The sequence below is a fragment of the Nocardia arthritidis genome, from assembly GCF_011801145.1.
In the GTDB taxonomy this organism is placed as follows: Bacteria; Actinomycetota; Actinomycetes; order Mycobacteriales; family Mycobacteriaceae; genus Nocardia; species Nocardia arthritidis_A.
In genome coordinates this window covers 7959974-7976035 of sequence record NZ_CP046172.1, presented here as the reverse complement: position 1 = coordinate 7976035, position 16062 = coordinate 7959974, and the positions used below count along the sequence as shown (strand labels likewise).

18 protein-coding genes are annotated in these 16062 nt (G+C 66.1%); 12 read left to right on the top strand and 6 right to left on the bottom strand.

Annotated elements, in window-relative coordinates; translation table 11 throughout:
* Positions 1 to 99 precede the first annotated feature (99 nt).
* From F5544_RS35970 to F5544_RS35955, 4 genes are read left to right on the top strand one after another with little or no spacing between them, the layout of a single operon-like run.
* Entirely contained in the window at positions 100 to 1185 is a 1086-nt protein-coding gene (locus F5544_RS35970; protein ID WP_167477293.1) for a BMP family lipoprotein, read from the top strand.
* Entirely contained in the window at positions 1186 to 2709 is a 1524-nt protein-coding gene (locus F5544_RS35965) for an ABC transporter ATP-binding protein (RefSeq protein ID WP_167477292.1), read from the top strand. It begins immediately after the preceding gene.
* Positions 2706 to 3881, top strand: a complete 1176-nt coding sequence (locus tag F5544_RS35960; protein ID WP_167477291.1) for an ABC transporter permease — start codon at positions 2706 to 2708, stop codon at positions 3879 to 3881. The genes F5544_RS35965 and F5544_RS35960 overlap by 4 nt, the downstream gene beginning before the upstream one ends.
* Complete coding sequence (locus tag F5544_RS35955; RefSeq protein WP_167477290.1) at positions 3882 to 5144, top strand: ABC transporter permease; 1263 nt, start codon at positions 3882 to 3884, stop codon at positions 5142 to 5144.
* On the opposite strand, the gene F5544_RS35950 is transcribed toward F5544_RS35955, so the two are convergent.
* On the bottom strand, positions 5141 to 5494 hold the full coding sequence (locus F5544_RS35950) for a hypothetical protein (RefSeq protein ID WP_167477289.1): 354 nt from the start codon (positions 5492 to 5494) through the stop codon (positions 5141 to 5143). The two genes, F5544_RS35955 and F5544_RS35950, sit on opposite strands and share 4 nt — an antisense overlap.
* Positions 5495 to 5782: 288 nt before the next feature.
* Between F5544_RS35950 and F5544_RS35945 the strand changes: the two genes are divergently transcribed.
* The 6 genes from F5544_RS35945 to F5544_RS35920 all read left to right on the top strand — a co-directional run bounded on the left by F5544_RS35945 (position 5783) and on the right by F5544_RS35920 (position 9196).
* A complete protein-coding gene (locus F5544_RS35945; RefSeq protein ID WP_167477288.1) occupies positions 5783 to 6283 on the top strand; it encodes a L,D-transpeptidase in 501 nt (166 codons plus the stop codon).
* A gap of 361 nt (positions 6284 to 6644) precedes the next feature.
* Positions 6645 to 7025, top strand: coding sequence for a hypothetical protein (locus F5544_RS35940; RefSeq protein WP_167477287.1), 381 nt, complete (start codon positions 6645 to 6647; stop codon positions 7023 to 7025).
* On the top strand, positions 7022 to 7801 hold the full coding sequence (gene atpB / locus F5544_RS35935; protein WP_167477286.1) for a F0F1 ATP synthase subunit A: 780 nt from the start codon (positions 7022 to 7024) through the stop codon (positions 7799 to 7801). The genes F5544_RS35940 and atpB overlap by 4 nt, the downstream gene beginning before the upstream one ends.
* 48 nt (positions 7802 to 7849) lie before the next feature.
* Complete coding sequence (locus F5544_RS35930; RefSeq protein WP_167477285.1) at positions 7850 to 8107, top strand: F0F1 ATP synthase subunit C; 258 nt, start codon at positions 7850 to 7852, stop codon at positions 8105 to 8107.
* A gap of 7 nt (positions 8108 to 8114) precedes the next feature.
* Positions 8115 to 8624 (top strand): F0F1 ATP synthase subunit B, encoded by a 510-nt coding sequence (locus tag F5544_RS35925; RefSeq protein ID WP_167477284.1) that lies wholly within the window; start codon positions 8115 to 8117, stop codon positions 8622 to 8624.
* The gene (locus F5544_RS35920; protein WP_167477283.1) at positions 8621 to 9196 is read left to right on the top strand and encodes a hypothetical protein; all 576 of its coding nucleotides are present in this window, start codon (positions 8621 to 8623) and stop codon (positions 9194 to 9196) included. Before F5544_RS35925 ends, F5544_RS35920 begins: the two co-directional genes overlap by 4 nt.
* Positions 9197 to 9264: 68 nt before the next feature.
* On the opposite strand, the gene F5544_RS35915 is transcribed toward F5544_RS35920, so the two are convergent.
* Both F5544_RS35915 and F5544_RS35910 read right to left on the bottom strand, forming a co-directional pair.
* Complete coding sequence (locus F5544_RS35915) at positions 9265 to 10104, bottom strand: SDR family NAD(P)-dependent oxidoreductase (protein ID WP_167477282.1); 840 nt, start codon at positions 10102 to 10104, stop codon at positions 9265 to 9267.
* Positions 10105 to 10162: 58 nt separating this feature from the next.
* Complete coding sequence (locus F5544_RS35910; protein WP_167477281.1) at positions 10163 to 10771, bottom strand: TetR/AcrR family transcriptional regulator; 609 nt, start codon at positions 10769 to 10771, stop codon at positions 10163 to 10165.
* Between the two features lie 101 nt (positions 10772 to 10872).
* Between F5544_RS35910 and F5544_RS35905 the strand changes: the two genes are divergently transcribed.
* On the top strand, positions 10873 to 13104 hold the full coding sequence (locus tag F5544_RS35905; RefSeq protein ID WP_238846830.1) for a hypothetical protein: 2232 nt from the start codon (positions 10873 to 10875) through the stop codon (positions 13102 to 13104).
* Here the strand turns inward: F5544_RS35905 and F5544_RS35900 are convergent.
* Both F5544_RS35900 and F5544_RS35895 read right to left on the bottom strand, forming a co-directional pair.
* Positions 13101 to 14228, bottom strand: coding sequence for an alpha/beta hydrolase family protein (locus F5544_RS35900; RefSeq protein ID WP_167477279.1), 1128 nt, complete (start codon positions 14226 to 14228; stop codon positions 13101 to 13103). The two genes, F5544_RS35905 and F5544_RS35900, sit on opposite strands and share 4 nt — an antisense overlap.
* Before the next feature lie 68 nt (positions 14229 to 14296).
* Positions 14297 to 14500, bottom strand: a complete 204-nt coding sequence (locus F5544_RS35895) for a DUF4383 domain-containing protein (protein WP_167477278.1) — start codon at positions 14498 to 14500, stop codon at positions 14297 to 14299.
* On the opposite strand from F5544_RS35895, the gene F5544_RS35890 reads away from it, so the two are divergent.
* On the top strand, positions 14499 to 14699 hold the full coding sequence (locus tag F5544_RS35890) for a hypothetical protein (protein WP_428847196.1): 201 nt from the start codon (positions 14499 to 14501) through the stop codon (positions 14697 to 14699). The genes F5544_RS35895 and F5544_RS35890 overlap by 2 nt on opposite strands.
* Here the strand turns inward: F5544_RS35890 and F5544_RS35885 are convergent.
* Positions 14654 to 15985: a glycosyltransferase 87 family protein gene (locus F5544_RS35885; RefSeq protein ID WP_167477276.1), complete on the bottom strand. Its 1332-nt coding sequence runs from the start codon at positions 15983 to 15985 to the stop codon at positions 14654 to 14656. The two genes, F5544_RS35890 and F5544_RS35885, sit on opposite strands and share 46 nt — an antisense overlap.
* Between the last annotated feature and the right edge of the window lie 77 nt (positions 15986 to 16062).

Sequence of the window (16062 nt, the reverse complement as noted above, 5' to 3'; positions counted from 1 at the left end):
GGCCCCATCGGTTGACGCGACAGCCTAAGATCCTCCAAATTACCGCATTGCATCGGCTCACGAGATCTGTTGCGGTATAGCGCATTTCAGGAGGCACGTATGAGAAGAACCCGGCTGATCCCGACCGCTGCCTGCGTGGTCGCATTGGCCGCGGCATGCGGCAGCCCCCCGGCCGAGCAGGGAAAGTCGGATACGGCCGCGAAGAATTTCAAGGCCTGCATGGTGTCGGACTCCGGCGGATTCGACGACAAGTCGTTCAACCAGACCTCGTTCAAGGGCATCACCGATGCCGTTGCCGCGCTGGGTATTTCGAAGGCGCAACTGGAATCGAAGTCGGACAACGACTATCCGACCAATATCAATACGATGGTCCGGCAGAAATGCGACATCGTGGTGACCATCGGCTTCAAACAGGGCGATGTGACATACGAGGCGGCCAAGGCGAATCCGGGCACCAAATTCGCGATCGTCGATTACTCCTACGATCCGGCCAAGAATCCGCCACTACCCAATCTGCAGGGCCTGGTCTTCAATTCCGCCCAACCCTCCTTCCTCGCGGGCTACCTCGCGGCGGGTATGACCAAATCCGGCAAGGTCGGCACCTTCGGCGGCATCAACATCCCCACCGTCGCCATCTTCATGGACGGATTCGCCGAGGGCGTCCAGTACTACAACCAGCACAAGGGCAAGAACGTGCAGCTGCTCGGCTGGGACGAGGCCACCCAGCAGGGCGTGATCACCAATGACTTCCAGGACAAGAACATCGGCAAGACCAAGGCCAACGACCTGATCAGCCAGGGCGCCGACGTCATCCTGCCGGTTGCCGGTCCGGCGGGGCTCGGCGCGCTGGAGGCGGCGCACTCCTCCGGCGGCAAGGTCACCGCGATCTGGGTGGACACCGACGGCTGCGTGAGCGCCGCGGAATACTGCTCCTCGCTGCTGTCCAGCGTGCAGAAGAGTATGGACCTCGCGGTGCAGAAGACGGTGACCGACGCGTTCAACAAACAGTTCAGCACCACCACCTACGTCGGGACTTTGGCGAACAAGGGGGTCGGGCTGGCGCCGTACCACGACTTCGATTCGGCCGTCCCCGCCGATCTGAAGAGCGAAATCACCGCGCTCGCAGCGGATATCGCATCGGGTAAGGTCACCATCGCGTCCAAGGCGCAACCAGCGGCCAAGTAGATGCGCCTCGAATTACGCGGTCTGACAAAGCGATTCGGCGCGCTGCTGGCCAACGATCACATCGATCTGGTGGTGGCGCCCGGCGAGATCCACTGTCTGCTCGGGGAAAACGGCGCGGGTAAGAGCACGCTGATGAATATGCTCTACGGGCTGCTGCAACCGGACGCGGGCGAAATACTGCTCGACGGAAAGCCGATGCGGTGCCATTCGCCCGCCGATGCGATCGCCGCCGGAATCGGCATGGTGCATCAGCATTTCATGCTGGTACCGGTGTTCACCGTCGCCGAGAACCTGATGCTGGGGCGCGAGCCGACAAAGGGTTTCGGCCTGTTGGATCGGGCGGCGGCTCGTCGGCGGGTGCGGGAACTCTCGCGGCGCTACGGGCTGCCGGTGGATCCGGACGCGCTGGTGGCGAATCTGTCGGTGGGCGAACAACAGCGGGTCGAAATCCTGAAGGCATTGGCCAACGACGTCGAGGTGCTGATCCTCGACGAGCCGACGGCGGTGCTCACCCCGCAGGAGATCGAGGAGCTCATGACGGTGCTGCGCGGCATCGCGGCCGGCGGCACCTCGATCATCTTCATCACGCACAAGCTCAGGGAGGTCACCCGAATCGCCGACAAGATCACCGTGATTCGCCGCGGCGCGGTGGTCGGCACCGTCGAACCCACCACGCCGGAAAGTGAACTCGCCGAGCTGATGGTCGGGCGCGCCGTCGAACTCGTGGTCGCCAAGACACCCGCCGCGCCGACCGGACGCACGCTGGAGGTCACCGGCCTCACCGTGGTGGACGCGGCGGGCACGGCCGTGGTGGACGATGTGTCCTTCCACGTCGACGGCGGCGAAATCGTCGGTATCGCAGGGGTTGTCGGCAACGGACAGTCGGAGCTGGTCAACGCGCTGCTCGGACTGCAACCCCCGGTGCGCGGTTCGATCACGGTGCGCGGCACCGAACTGCTCGGCCGTTCGCCGCGCGAACACCTCGACGCGGGCATCGGCTATGTGCCGGAGGATCGTTCGTACGACGGGTACATCGGCACCTTCAGCGTGGCCGAGAACCTGGTGCTCGACCTGATCGATCGGCCGGAGTTCTCCCGGCACGGCGTGCTGTCACCGGCGGCGGTGGGGCGCAACGCGGCGCACCGGGTCGAGGAATTCGATATCCGCGCGCAATCGGTGGCCGACCCGGTGAGCTCGCTCTCGGGCGGAAATCAGCAGAAAGTGGTTCTGGCGCGGGAACTTTCGCGCCCGCTGGCGGTGCTGATCGCCGGGCAGCCCACCCGCGGACTGGATGTCGGATCGATCGAATTCGTGCACAAACGCATTGTCCGGGAACGCGATCAGGGTACCGCGGTGCTCATCGTGTCATCCGAACTCGACGAGATCTACGCGCTGTCGGACCGGATCATCGTGATGTTCGGCGGACGGATCGTCGGTGTCGTCGGGCCGGAGACGCCGCGAGATCGGTTGGGGCTGATGATGGCCGGATGCGCTCCCGACGAGGCCGACGGTGGTGGGCGATGAACAGCCGTAGCGAAACAGCCGAACCCCAGCCGGAACTCCGGTCGTTCGGCCGGAACAGCTTGCGGGACTTGGCACTCAGCGCGCTGGCCGTAGTGCTCGCCCTGTTGGTCGGCGCGGTGCTGATCATCGTCAGCGATTCCGCCGTGACCTCGGCCGCCGGATACTTCTTCGCGCGGCCCGCGGATACCCTCTCGGCGGCCTGGTCCGCGGTCTCCGGCGCCTATCGGGCGCTGTTCACCGGGGCCTTCGGCGGCACCCATCAGATCGCCGAAACCTTGGTCGCCGCAACGCCGTTGATCTGCACCGGACTCTCGGTGACGCTGGCCTTCCGCACCGGCCTGTTCAATATCGGCGCACAGGGCCAGCTCATCGCGGGCGCGCTGGCCGCGGGCTGGGTCGGCTTCGCCTGGCATCTGCCGCCGGTGTTGCACGTGGTGGTCGCGCTGGCCGCCGGGGTCGCGGCGGGCGCGCTGTGGGGTGGGCTCGCGGGAATCTTGAAGGCGCGCACCGGCGCCCACGAGGTGATCAGCACCATCATGGGCAATTACGTCGCGCTGTACGCGCTCACCTGGCTGCTGACCACCTCGCCGCTGCAGCGACCCGGCCGCCGTGAACCGATCAGCCCGGTGGTCGACGCGAATGCGCAGCTGCCCAGATTCGGCGATACCCGGCTGCATCTCGGCCTCGTGGTCGCGCTCCTGGCGGCGGCGCTGGTCTGGTGGCTGCTCGCACGCACCACCCTCGGCTTCCGGCTGCGCGCGGTCGGCGCGAACCACGAGGCGGCGCGCACCGCGGGCATGCGGGTCGGCACGGCGTACGTACTCGCCATGGTGCTCGCGGGTGGACTCGCCGGGCTCGCGGGCACCCAGCAGGTGCTCGGAACCGACCTGCCGCTCACCAACGGCATCGCCGGAACCTTCGGCTTCGACGGCATCACCGTCGCGCTGCTCGGCCGCGGCAGTCCGGTCGGAACCGTCTGTGCCGCACTGCTTTTCGGCGCACTCAACGCGGGCGGTCACGAAATGCAGGCGGCGACGGGCATTCCGCTCACGCTGGTCACCGTATTGCAGGCCGTCATCGTGCTGCTGGTCGCCGCGCCGGCGCTGGTGCGCGCGGTCTTCCGGATTCGGGCGGAGCGCGCGGAGGCCGTGCTGGCGAAGGGGTGGAACTGAATGGAAACCCGAACGGCGGCACTGGAATCGCCTGCGCACCGGCAGCGACGGCTGCGATTGGGTGTGCTGTTGCTGATCCTCGCGATCACCGCGGTCGTGCTGGCCCTCTATACGAAATCGGGCAGCGTCGCGTTCCGGTTGTCCGCGCCGGACGGCAGCGGTCCGGGTGATCTGCACGTCGCGGCGAAGCCGACGGCGCTGGTGTTATCGGTGGTCGCGCTGGCGATCGCCGTCGCCCAACTGTGGCGCGGGCTGTCCGGGCGCCGGGCGGCCGTGCTGTTCGCGGCGTTCGGCATCGCGTTCGTGATCGCCTTCATCTGCTGGGCGGCCTCGGGCAAGCTCTTTCCGCTCACCAATCAGATCCAGGGCACGCTGGCGCTGTCGACACCGCTCATTCTCGGCGCGCTCGCCGGCGTGCTGTGCGAGCGGGCGGGCGTCATCAATATCGCCATCGAGGGTCAGCTGCTCGCGGGCGCCTGCGCGGCGGCGATCGTCGCGTCGGTGAGCGGCAGCTTCCTGGTCGGGGTGGTTGCCGCGCTGGTGGCGGGCGTTTTCATGGCCTGGCTGCTCGCCGTGTTCTCCATTCGCTACCTGGTGAATCAGATCGTGCTCGGCGTGGTGCTCGTGGTGTTCGCGACCGGGGTCACCGGGTTCCTGTTCGATCAGCTCACCGGGCTGCGGGACGGTTCGGCGCGATTCAACAGTCCGGGCACCATGCAGCCCATCGCGATTCCAGGACTGTCCGCCATCCCCGTGCTCGGCCCGACGGTATTCACCCAGACCGCACTGGTTTACGCGATGGTGGCCGGGGTCGTGCTCATCGCGCTGGTGCTCTCCCGCACCCGCTGGGGTCTGCAGGTGCGCGCGGTGGGTGAGCATCCGCGCGCAGCGGCCACCGTCGGCATCAATGTGCTGCGGGTCCGGTATCAGGCGGTGCTGGTGGCGGGCGCGGTCGCCGGACTCGGCGGCGCCTATTTCACCATCGGTTCGACGGGCGGTTTCTCCAAGGAGATGACCGCGGGCAACGGTTTCATCGCGCTGGCCGCGGTCATCATGGGACGCTGGCATCCGCTCGGAGCCACCTGCGCCGCGCTGTTCTTCGGATTCACCAAGGCGCTGCAGGGCCAGTTGCAGGTGCTGGCGACGCCGATCCCGACCGAGGTGCTGCAGCTGACGCCGTATCTGCTGACGGTGATCGCCGTCGCGGGCGCGGTCGGGCAGGTCCGGCCGCCGAAGGCGGACGGTGAGCCCTATATTCCTTAAGCAGCGGCGGCCGCGATGCTCAGCTGTCGCAGTACGGCGTCGCGGTCCGCGACATCCACCACCAACCTGGTGAAATCCGTTCCGGCGAGTTCGATCCGGACGCCTTGTCCGTCGAAATGGGTATCCCAGAATTCCTTACGACCCTTACCGCGGAAGGTGCCCGCCGCGATCACCCCGGGAAAGAAGGTGCCGGGGGTGCGCACCCACGGCGGCCGCAGATCCACCTCGGCCGCGGTGATCGCGGTGATGTGCGACAGCTCGAAGCTCAGGTGGTCGCGTAGCGCGAGCAGCCGGTGTGTGCCCTGCACATGGACCGTCACCGTCGTCCCGGTCACCTCGAACTCCACCATCGCGCACCTCACTATCCGCGGTCGGCTTACTCGACCAGGTTGCCGACGAAACCTGGCCGCAGCCTGTGCCGCTTATGTGAGTGCTCTCAGATTCGGGCAACTCACCAACCCCTGATACCGCTGGAATGCAGGTCTGGAGGCCGCGGGCAGGACAGAATGATCTTCAACACCTCCAGGTGGGTCCCGCGTTCTTGTTTCGACAACGTTCTTGTTCCAACAAGGTGGTCCCAGCACCCTGACAGGCGACACGACAGGGTGGCGGGCAAGGGTAGAGAGGTTCGAATCTCGATGAGCAACAACCGTTTACTGAACTGGTCGGCCCGATGTGCGGTTCTCGTCGGTGTCGCGTCGGCCGGGGTGCTCGTGGCGGCGTCCGCACAGGCCGCGCCGCTGTGGCCAGGAGGTCCGGATATTCCGGGCGTCGGGTCCGTCGTCCCGCCGACAGCGCCGTGCTCGAATGCGGCGCGCGTCTGTATGCGGCTGTCCAGCAACGAGGCATGGTTGATGGACAACGGCAAGGTGGTCTACGGTCCGACCCCTATCTCGCACGGGCGGCCGGGCTTCGAGACGCCGCCCGGCGTCTTCCACGCCGCATCCAAGAAGGAATACCACTGGAGCACAATGCATAACGCCGAGATGCGCTATGCGGTGTTCTTCAACGGCGATATCGCGACGCATATCGGCCCGATCCAGGAGAAGTCGCACGGCTGCATCCGGATGACCCCCGACGGGGCGCGGGCGTTGTACGACTACGTCTCGCCAGGGGATCAGTTCGAGCTCGTCCCGTGATGCGCTGAGCGCACCCCGCACCGAGGGCCAGGTCCGGATTTCGTCGGACCTGGCCCTCCGTGTGCCTGGGGATGCGTTCGCGGTGATGTAGCGGCAAGTGTGATGGCAAAACCGGCAAATCAGACAAAAAGTATATGTCGGTCGGAATCGTGTACTGCTGATGATGTTTTTGTCGAAAAATTTGATGTGAGCGCAATCACATCACCATTCTTCAGATTGCCGAACAGTCGCTAGAACGCGTTTCAAGATCAAGTCAAGGAAGATCAAAAACGTTGCTACACAAGGACGTTCGGATGTGTATGCTATGGATCAATCACGACCCCACTAAGAGGTGGGGCGAACGGCTGAGGGCGGTGTCGTAATGGATGTCAATAAGATCCAGGTGCGCCGAGCGGCCATCATCGCGACCGTTCTCGGCATCCTCGTATTGATGGCGGCCGGATCGCTCGATCGACTATTGCTCGGCATATTCATCAGTGGCGGACTAGCGGTGGGCTGGCTGAATGCTCAGCTGACACTGCGGGCGGTAGCGCGAATTGCCGATTCGGATACCCCGAAGAAGTTGCGCCTGCTCAGGTCGTCCGCGGTGCGGCTGCTCGGTATCACGGTGGTCGCGATTGCGGTGGCATTCCTGGCGCGGCCGAACGGTGTCGGCATCTTCTTCGGTATCGCCCTGTTCCAAGTAATTCTGGTTCTCAACACCGTGGTTCCCGAATTGAAAGGGCTGCGCCAGGCGTCATGATCATCTCCGCTGTTTCGATAACCGGGCTACCGCTCGCCGAGGGCGCCGATTCCGAACCGAAGATCAAGGTCGGCGAACATGCCGTCGGTCATTTCCTGGGCATGGACTTCAATGTGGACACGCTCATCTCCACCACGATCGCCGCGGTGATCGTGCTGGTACTGGCCTTTATCCTGCGGATCAAGCTGACCTCCGGCGTGCCGAACGGCGTGCAGCTGGCCTTCGAGACCGTCACCAAGGCAATGCGCAATCAGGTCGAGAGTGCGATCGGTATGAAGGTGGCGCCGTTCGCGTTGCCGGTGGCGGTCACCCTGTTCACCTTCATCCTGCTGTCCAACTGGTTGTCGGTATTGCCGGTGCAATACGGCAAGGGCGAATTCTTTGCACCGCCCGCATCGGATGTCAACTTCGTGTATGCGCTCGCGCTGTTCGTATTCCTCTCGTACCACACCGCCGGTATGGCGCGCCGCGGTCCGCTGACCCATCTCAAGCAATTGCTGAAGGGGCACACCGGGTGGGGTCCGATGGTGTTCATCAACATTATCGAGGAACTCGCCAAGCCCGTCTCGCTCTCGCTCCGGTTGTTCGGGAATATGTTCGCCGGCGGTGTGATGGTTTCCGTGATCGCGCTCTTCCCCTTCTGGATCAGCTGGGGTCCGAATGCCATCTGGAAGTCGTTCGATCTATTCGTCGGCTTCATTCAGGCATTTATCTTCTCGCTGCTGACCGTCCTCTATTTCAGCCAGTCGATGTCGCTGGAAGATGAACACCACTGACCGGTTCCACCGGCCGGTGCACTATTCGAATACAAAGGAAGTGAACAAATGGCAGACCCAACAACCGCGAGCATCGTCCAGGGCGCTCTCATCGGCGGCGGCATCATCATGGCGGGCGGTGCGATCGGCGCGGGTATCGGTGACGGTCTCGCGGGCTCCGCGTTGATCAACGGCGTCACCCGGCAGCCGGAGGCGGAGAGCCGACTGCGGGCGATCTTCTTCCTGACCGTCGGTCTGGTCGAGGCCGCGTACTTCATCAATCTAGCGTTCATGGCGCTTTTCGTATTCGCCACTCCCGGTAAGTAGTCCGATCATGTCGGCGAGAACAGATGTGGAGGCTCAGGGGAACTTTCTCATCCCCAACGGCACCTTCTTCGCCGAGTTGTTGATCTTTCTGATCGTGCTCGGCATCATCTGGTTCTTCGTTGTTCCGCCGATCCGAAAGGTATTGGCGGAACGCGACAACCGGATTGCCGAGACGGCGGTGGAGAACAAGGAGGCGCGGCGCTTGTTCGCCGAGGCCACCGAGCGTTATCAGAAGGGGCTGGAGCAGGCGCGTACCGAGGCGGCCGCCATTCGCAACAAAGCGCGGGCCGAGGGGCAGGCCATCATCGACGAACTGCGCGCCGAGGCGCAGGCGGAAAGTGATGCGATCGTCGCGGAGACCACCGCGCGACTGCGTGCCGAGGCGGATCAGATCGATCGGGAGCTGCGCGAGTCGGTGGAACCGCTCGCCCAGTCGATCGCCGATCGGATCGTCGGTGTCGATGATCGGCACGCCGGAACAAGCCCAGGTCACCAAACGGGACGGTCGTCATCATGAGCGCAACCAACGGCGTGCTCGCCGAAGGCATCTACCACATCACCTTCGACTGGCCGGTATTTTTCAGCCAGCTATTCGCCTTCGGCGTCATCGTGTACTTCCTCATGTGGGCCTTCCGCAAGTGGATGACGCCGCTGATGAAGAAGAGTCAGGACGTCATCGCCCAGCAGCTCGAGGAGAGCAAGTTGGCGTCGTCCCGACTGGCCGAGGCCAAACAGGCCTACGACAACGCGCTGGCCGAGGCGCAGCGCGAACTCGAGCGGATGCGTCAGGACGCTCAGGAGGACGCGGTGCTGATCGTCGCGCAGATGCGCGAGGTCGCCGCCGCGGAGGTGGCTCGGGTGCGTCGGCAGGGCCGCGATCAGATCGTGCTGTTCCGCAAGCAGGTGATTCGCGATCTGCAGGCCGGTCTGACCGCTACCGTGCTGGCGCAAACCGAGGCAAAGGTGCGCGACCAGGCCGACTCGCCGCAGGTGCGGGCTGACAGTATCGAACGGTTCCTGGAAGATCTGGAAACCGTCGCGAACACCCCGTCGATAGTGCGGCGGCGAACCCAATCGCAGTGGAACTGAGGTAATTCCGAGTCGACAGAGCCGAATATGCCGGTGTCACAGTGGCATCCGGCATATTCGCGTTCAGTTCAATTGGCCTCGGCCAGACCCGCGACGACGAGTTCGGCACGACTCTTGGCCGCCTCGGCGTAGTGCGGGTGAGTGGTGACGTAGAGCCGGTTCGTCTCGACGGCCCGGATGATGATCTCGGCCGCCTCGGTGGCGGGCATCATTTCATCCTGCATCCGCTTGATGATCTCCATCCTCGGTGCGAACCGTTCCCACTGTTCGGGGGTGAACGAGGCCAGCCACTCCGTCCTGGCATCGGCGGAGGCGCCATCGGTGACCCCGCGCAACATCCGGGTGTCGACCGGGCCGGGGCACATCACGGTGACGCCGATTTCCGGTGCCAGGATGTCCAATTCGCCGCGCAGCGATTCCGACAGTGAGATCACCGCATGCTTGCTCGCGGTGTACGGCGCGTTGAACGCGCCGAAGGTGAAGCCCGCGATCGATGCGGTATTGACGACGTGACCGTGCCCCGACGCGATCAGGTGCGGGACGAAGGCGCGAATGCCGTTGACGATGCCGCCGACGTTGACCGACCAAACCCGCTGCCAGTCTTCGGGTTCGATCGACCACATCGCCCCGCCGGCCCCGACGCCCGCATTGTTGGCCACCAGGTCGACCCGGCCGAACCGCTCCACGGTGGCCTCGGCGAGCCGTTGGACCTGCGCCGGATCGGCGACATCCGTTGGCACGGCGAGGGTTTCACCACCGAGTTCGGCGGCCGCGCGGCGTACCGAGTCCTCCTCGATATCCGCGAGCACCACCCGCAGGCCACGGGCGTGCAGTGCGCCCGCGAGCGCCTGCCCGATCCCGTTGGCGGCCCCGGTGATGACGGCCACCTGTCCGGCTTCCAGTTTCATCTCATCCTCACCTTTCTCATCGAGGTCGTCTCACGGCGGAATGCATTCCGGCCGTGGCTCATTCGGCGGCGACGGCGCGGTCGAACAACGTGACCAGTTGCGTCGCGAAGTGTTCCAGGTCCAGCGTTGGGTCCGCGGCATAGCGCAGCGCGACGGTGTCGATGGCGGCGCGCACGGCGGTCGCCATCACGTGTGGGTCGAATTCGCGGAATTCACCGACGGTCTGACCGTCCAGGAATCCGGACTCCAAGGCCTCCATCGTTTCCTGCGGCTCGTTCGGCAGGTACGGCTCACCGAAGGCGGCCTTGGCATTGGTGGCGATTTCGATCAATGCCCGCAGCTCGGCCGGGCGCTCACGGCAGAACTCCAAATTCGCGGTGATGTAGGCGGCGAGCATGGCCCGCGGTCCGGGCGCGGCCTCGATGGGCGGCGAAATGAACGCCACCGCGGCCTCCTTCGCCTGCTCGGCGATGGCCCGCATCAACTCCTCCTTACCGGCGAAGTGGTACGAGATCAGTCGAGTGCTGCTGATGCCCGCCCGCTCGGCGATCCGCGCGAACGAGGTCTGCGCGTAGCCGTATTCGGCAAGCACCTCCATCGCGGCCGCGACGATCTGCCTGCGGCGTTCCTCGGCGGTCGGCGACCGGCGTCCACCCTTTACCTGCATGAGTAAGAAGTTACTTGATTAGGTAAATTTAGGCAATAAGTATCAAGCTGTTAGCCGATCGCGATAAGAACTGTGCACGGGTAGGTGGCGGCTGGTAAGCCATGGTTGTGGAGCGGATCCGGGGGGCGGATATCGTGCTTGCGGAAAACCGGGCTCGGCGGTCGATCGCGGTCGCGGTCGGCGTCAGCGGAGTGCTCTGGATGATGGCGGAACTGTCGCAGATCGTGCGGCAGACCGAGTTGGTGAGCCGGTGGTGGACGCCGTTCGCGGTATCCATACTGCTGGTCACCGGCACCGTGCTGGTGGTGTCGGCATTCCACGGTGCGCGGATGATTCGAATGGCCGCGTGCATGCAGGTGCTCGCCTACCTGGCGGCCGCGGCCACCCTGCCGCTGGCCTGCGAATACGGTGATCTCGCACCCGACGGCAGCTGGCTGATTCCGCTCGTCGGCATCCCCGCGGTGGGGGGCGTGCTGGTGTGGCCGCGGACCTGGCCCGTCAATCTGGTACTCGCCGGGGTGGTCACGGTCGCCGCCGACCTCTACGTCGCGGGCGGACCCGGGGTGCACAGCGTCGCGGAGGATCTGCTGCGCACGGTATCGATGGAGGGCTTCTTCGCCTGGATCGCGGCGCGGGTGCTCGTCACGGCAATCCGGCTGGACGCGGCGACGGCGGTCGCGGTGCGGCAGGCCGCGGTGGCCGCGAGCACCGAGGCCACCGAGCGGGAACGCGCCAGATTCGCCGGATTGATTCACGACAATGTGCTGGCCACGCTGCGGGAGACGGCCAGGGTGCCCGATACCGCCGTACTGTCCCGCGCGGCCGAGCGAACGCTGCACCGCCTCGACGAAAGCGGTGGCGGCAGAACGGGTGACGAGCCGGTGACGGCGGACGAGGTCGTCGCGCTGCTGCGCGACGCCGTCGCGGAGGCCGACTGCGCCGTCGACTTCCGCACCCGGGTCGACCGCGCCGCGGCGGGCGTCCCGCGTGAGACGGTGACCGCGCTGGCCGCGGCGCTCGGCGAGGCGGCGCGAAACAGCGCGCGGCACGCCGGATTCGGCGGGCGTCCGGTGACGCGCCGGGTCGAGGTGGTCTTCGACGGAAACGGCGTGATGGCCCAATTCACCGACGACGGAGCGGGATTCGAGGTCGCGCGGGTCGCGGCGGACCGACTCGGCGTGCGGCACAGCATCTTCGGCCGGATGCGCCGGGTGCGCGGCGGTGACGCGGTGATTCGCTCGGCGCCCGGCGAGGGTACGACGGTGACCCTGCGCTGGACCAGGGCCGACCCGATCGAGCCCGCGGTACCGACGCTGATCACCGCGCACGGCCGGTCGGGTGCGGCCGGACTGCTCCTTTTGGAGGCGTCCGTCGTGTTCTGGATGCTCGGCGGGCTCGATTTCGGGCTGCCCGCGCCCAATGCGCTGATCGCCTTCGGTCTGGCCGCGCTCGCCGGCGTCGCGGCGCTGCTGCCCCGCCAGGATCCGCTGCTCTGGCCCGTGACGTGGTTCGTCGTGGTGGTCGGCCCGGTCGGCGCCGCGGTGATCGTGCTCGGCTATCGCGGCCCGACACCGCAATTCCAGGTGCTGTGGATCGCGGTCGCCACCTCGTCCGTGCTCGCCGTGCTCGCGATTCGGGGGCGGATCTGTCCCGCCGCGCTCGCCCTTGCCGGGATGTCGGCCGTCCTGCTGTGGGCGGGCGGCGGTGTCGGCGGGGTGTTCGCCGGATTGGGGGTGCCCGCGGCGACGGTGCTCGCCGTCGCGGTGTTCGCGGCCGCGCTGCGTCCGACGCTGCGCTCGTTCCATGCCGCTCGCGCGGTGGTGGCACAGCATGCGGGCGCGGAGGCCAGGGCCGCGGCGCAGAGCCGGGAACGCGACCGGCAGCTCGCCTATTTCGATCGCACGGCGCGGCCGGTGCTCGAGCTGATCGCCGCCGGTAAACCGCTGTCCCGCAACGATGTCGGCGAATGTCTGCTGCTGGAGGCGCAGCTGCGCGACCGGCTGCGCGCGCCGGGGCTCGGCTCCGCGGAATTCGTCGCGGCCGCACGCGGGGCCCGCCGCCGCGGCGTCGATGTGACCGTGCTCGACGACGGTGGTCTCGAACCCGCGCCCGATGATGTCCGTGAGGTGGTAACCGCAACGGCCGTAACGGAATTGGATGCGATGAGCGCGGGCCGGATCACCGTGCGGGTGCTGCCGGCCGGCCGGAAGGCGGTGGCCACCATCGTCGCGACGACCGCAGACCGGTACCGCCGAGTGCAGATCGATACGTCCGGATCGGTCACCGCGTCAACGGAAACCGTCGAGAACGACGACACCGCTCGCGCGGGCTAGAGGTGAGATCGCAAGAACGCCAACGTATCCGGCAGTGAGGCCACGAACGCCTCCCGGTGGTCCTTGCCCTCGTACCGGTTGACCGTCACCCGGACGCCGGGGTTGCGTTCCTGCAGATCCTTTCCGTAGCCGGGAGTGTCGGCCGGTGGGACATCGATATCGGCGGTGCCGTAACCGATCTGCACGTCGACCGGGAGATTGTCGTCGCGGTATCGGGTGAGCGCGCGGATATCGTCGGCGAAGGTCGGCGTCGGCCTGCTCGGGTCGATGACCAGTGCCTCGGGCCGACGGCCTCCGGCGCGGGCCACCAGGTCCGAAAGACATTCGGTCGTGGCCTTTTCCACGTAATCTCTGCCGAAATCGGATAGGTAGGGCGCGACGCGGTCCAGATGCAGTTCTTGCAGCGAGGCCAGATAGTAACCGGCGTATCCGACCTGGTTGACCGCGCCGGTCGAACCATGCCGGAACATCTCCGGCAGGCTCTTGGCCGGATTGGTGCGCAGACCGGTGACGGATACACCGCTCAAACCGGCCGCGGGTCCGTCGCCGCGGTAGCGGCCCGTGGCGCTCATCGCCGCGTGCGCACCCTCGGATTGGCCGACCAGAACCCACTTGTGCGACAACGGAATCGGCAACGTGCGCACCGCGGCCACCATATCCAGGATCGAATCGCCCTCGACGGCGGCGTTGTAGTAGCTGAAATTCCCGCCGGTGCCGAGGCCTTGGTAATCGGGTGCGAGCACCGCGTACCCGCTCTCCAGGATGGTGTTGAAATAGGTGTTGTACCGCTCCAGCTGCGGTCGCCGCGACGGTGCGCAGCCGTCACCGATCCCGATGGTGCCGTGCGCCCACACCATTAGTGGCCATCCACCCTGCGGTGGCAGGCCCTGCGGTACGTACAGCGCACCTGACGCCGGCGCCGACGCGCCGTGCTGATCGGTTGTCGTATAAGTGATTTGGAGCGAAAGCCCGGCCTTCGCGAAGGAGAACGCCGGATCGATGATGCCGATGCCGTCGAAGCGTCCGGCATCCGGCGCCTGTGCCGCCGCCGATGGCATCGCGAGAATGAGTGCGGCACAAAGGCCTAACGAGACCTTTGTCACCGAGGCTCGCAAACCAGACATGGCGCACAACCGTACTCGCCACGCGCGACCCGTCGGCCCAACTGTTCGTAATGTTCAACGACCCTTCATCAGGCCACCGCGCGTTGACGCGTCTCGAATGCGATGACGGCGCCGATCGCGAGCAGGATGGTGCCTTCGACGGCGTGCACCCAGTTGCCGAAGGTGTCGACGGCCATCAGGTGCAGCACATGGTCCCCGCCGATGAGGCCGAGGATCGCGACGAGCAGATAGAACGGCCCGCACAGCCACGTGTAGCCGAGCGCGGTGCGCATGATCTTCCGGCGCTGGCAGGGTTCGTTCCGCGACTGCCTGCGGCGCAACGGATTCGACGACGCCGACGCGACGAACCTGGCCGCGCTGCTACTCGCCGGGCTGGAAGGCGGGCTGGTGCTGTGCCGCACCGAGGGCGGCACAGCACCGCTGGATCAGGTCGCCGCCGCGCTCGAACGCGCGCTCGCGCCCGCCCGCTGACCGGGTCGCGCGCCGTAGAGCAGATAGCCCACCGCGACGAGGAATGCGGCGCTACCGAGCAGCGTGTAGGAGTTGCCGACGAAGAATTGGATTACGGTCCAGTGGAATTCGCGGCCCATGGTTTGCGGGACGTACCAGATGAGGCCCTGGGGTAGCAGGGCCACATCCGGATCCCAGTTGCCGATCCGGTCCACCCGCATCGGCCAGGCGAAGGCGAGCAGGCCGACGGCGACGGGAACGGCCGCGCGCAGGACGAGCGGTCGGCCGGACAGTGCGTGTACCGCCCACATGAGCGCGGGGATCACCCAGACCCAGTAGTGGGTCCAGGAGATGGGGGAGCACAGCAGGGTGACGCCCGCGGCGAGCAGGATGCCGAGAAGTTCGTCCCCGCGCCGGTGCGCGATCCACGCGGCGGTCATCCCGGCCACCGCGAGCACGCCCGCGGCGATGAGCCAGGGCAGATGATGTTCCCAGGTGGTCCACTGCAGGCGGCCGAACACGCCATTGATGGATTGGTTCTGTACGTAGGCGAATCCGACCCGGTCCTGCGATGCGACGGTCGAGGTCCAGAACTGCCAGGCCTGGGCGGGCCGATACCAGAACCCGATGGCGACCGTCACCGCGAACGCCCCGATGGCCGTGCCCGCGGCCTTGAACCGGCGGGTGATGAGCAGGTAGACGATGAATACCGCGGGGGTGAGTTTGATGCCGGTGGCGATGCCGATCAGGATGCCGCGATACCACCGGCCGGGCATGGCCAGATCCGCGAGAACCATCGCCATGAGGATGATGCTGACCTGGCCGAACTGGAAGGTCTGCTGGACCGGTTCCAACCACAGCGCGGCGCTGCCCACCGCGAGCGTCAGCGCGAGCAGCCCGCGCCCGCGTAGTCGCAGCAGCCTGCCGGTGCACCACACGCTCGCGTACAGCGCGAGCATGGTCGTGACCGCGACGCCGTTACCGACGTAGTCGATCGGGAACCGCGCCAGCTCGGCGCAGATCCACGCGGCGAATACCGGATACAGGAACGGCAGATACAGCGGGCCCCGCTCGACATACAGCTGTTCGGGGTGAACGGCGGCGGTCCGCCCGCCCCACATATAGACCTGAAGATCGACCTGATGCCAATACATCGGCCAGTTCGGCCGCAGGAACAGCAGCCAGACCGCGATCGAGACGAGCGTGAAAATCAGTGCTGCGGCGAGCGATAGGAGGGTTCGCGAGCTCCCGGGCTGCTCGTCGGCCGGTTTAGCGGAACGCTCTGCCGCCGGTGCGACAGTGACCATGAACTTATTCCTTCATCAGGTAGCGGCAATACGCACCGCGTCGACCGCTGCCCTGCCCGTCACCGCCCCCGAGCCGG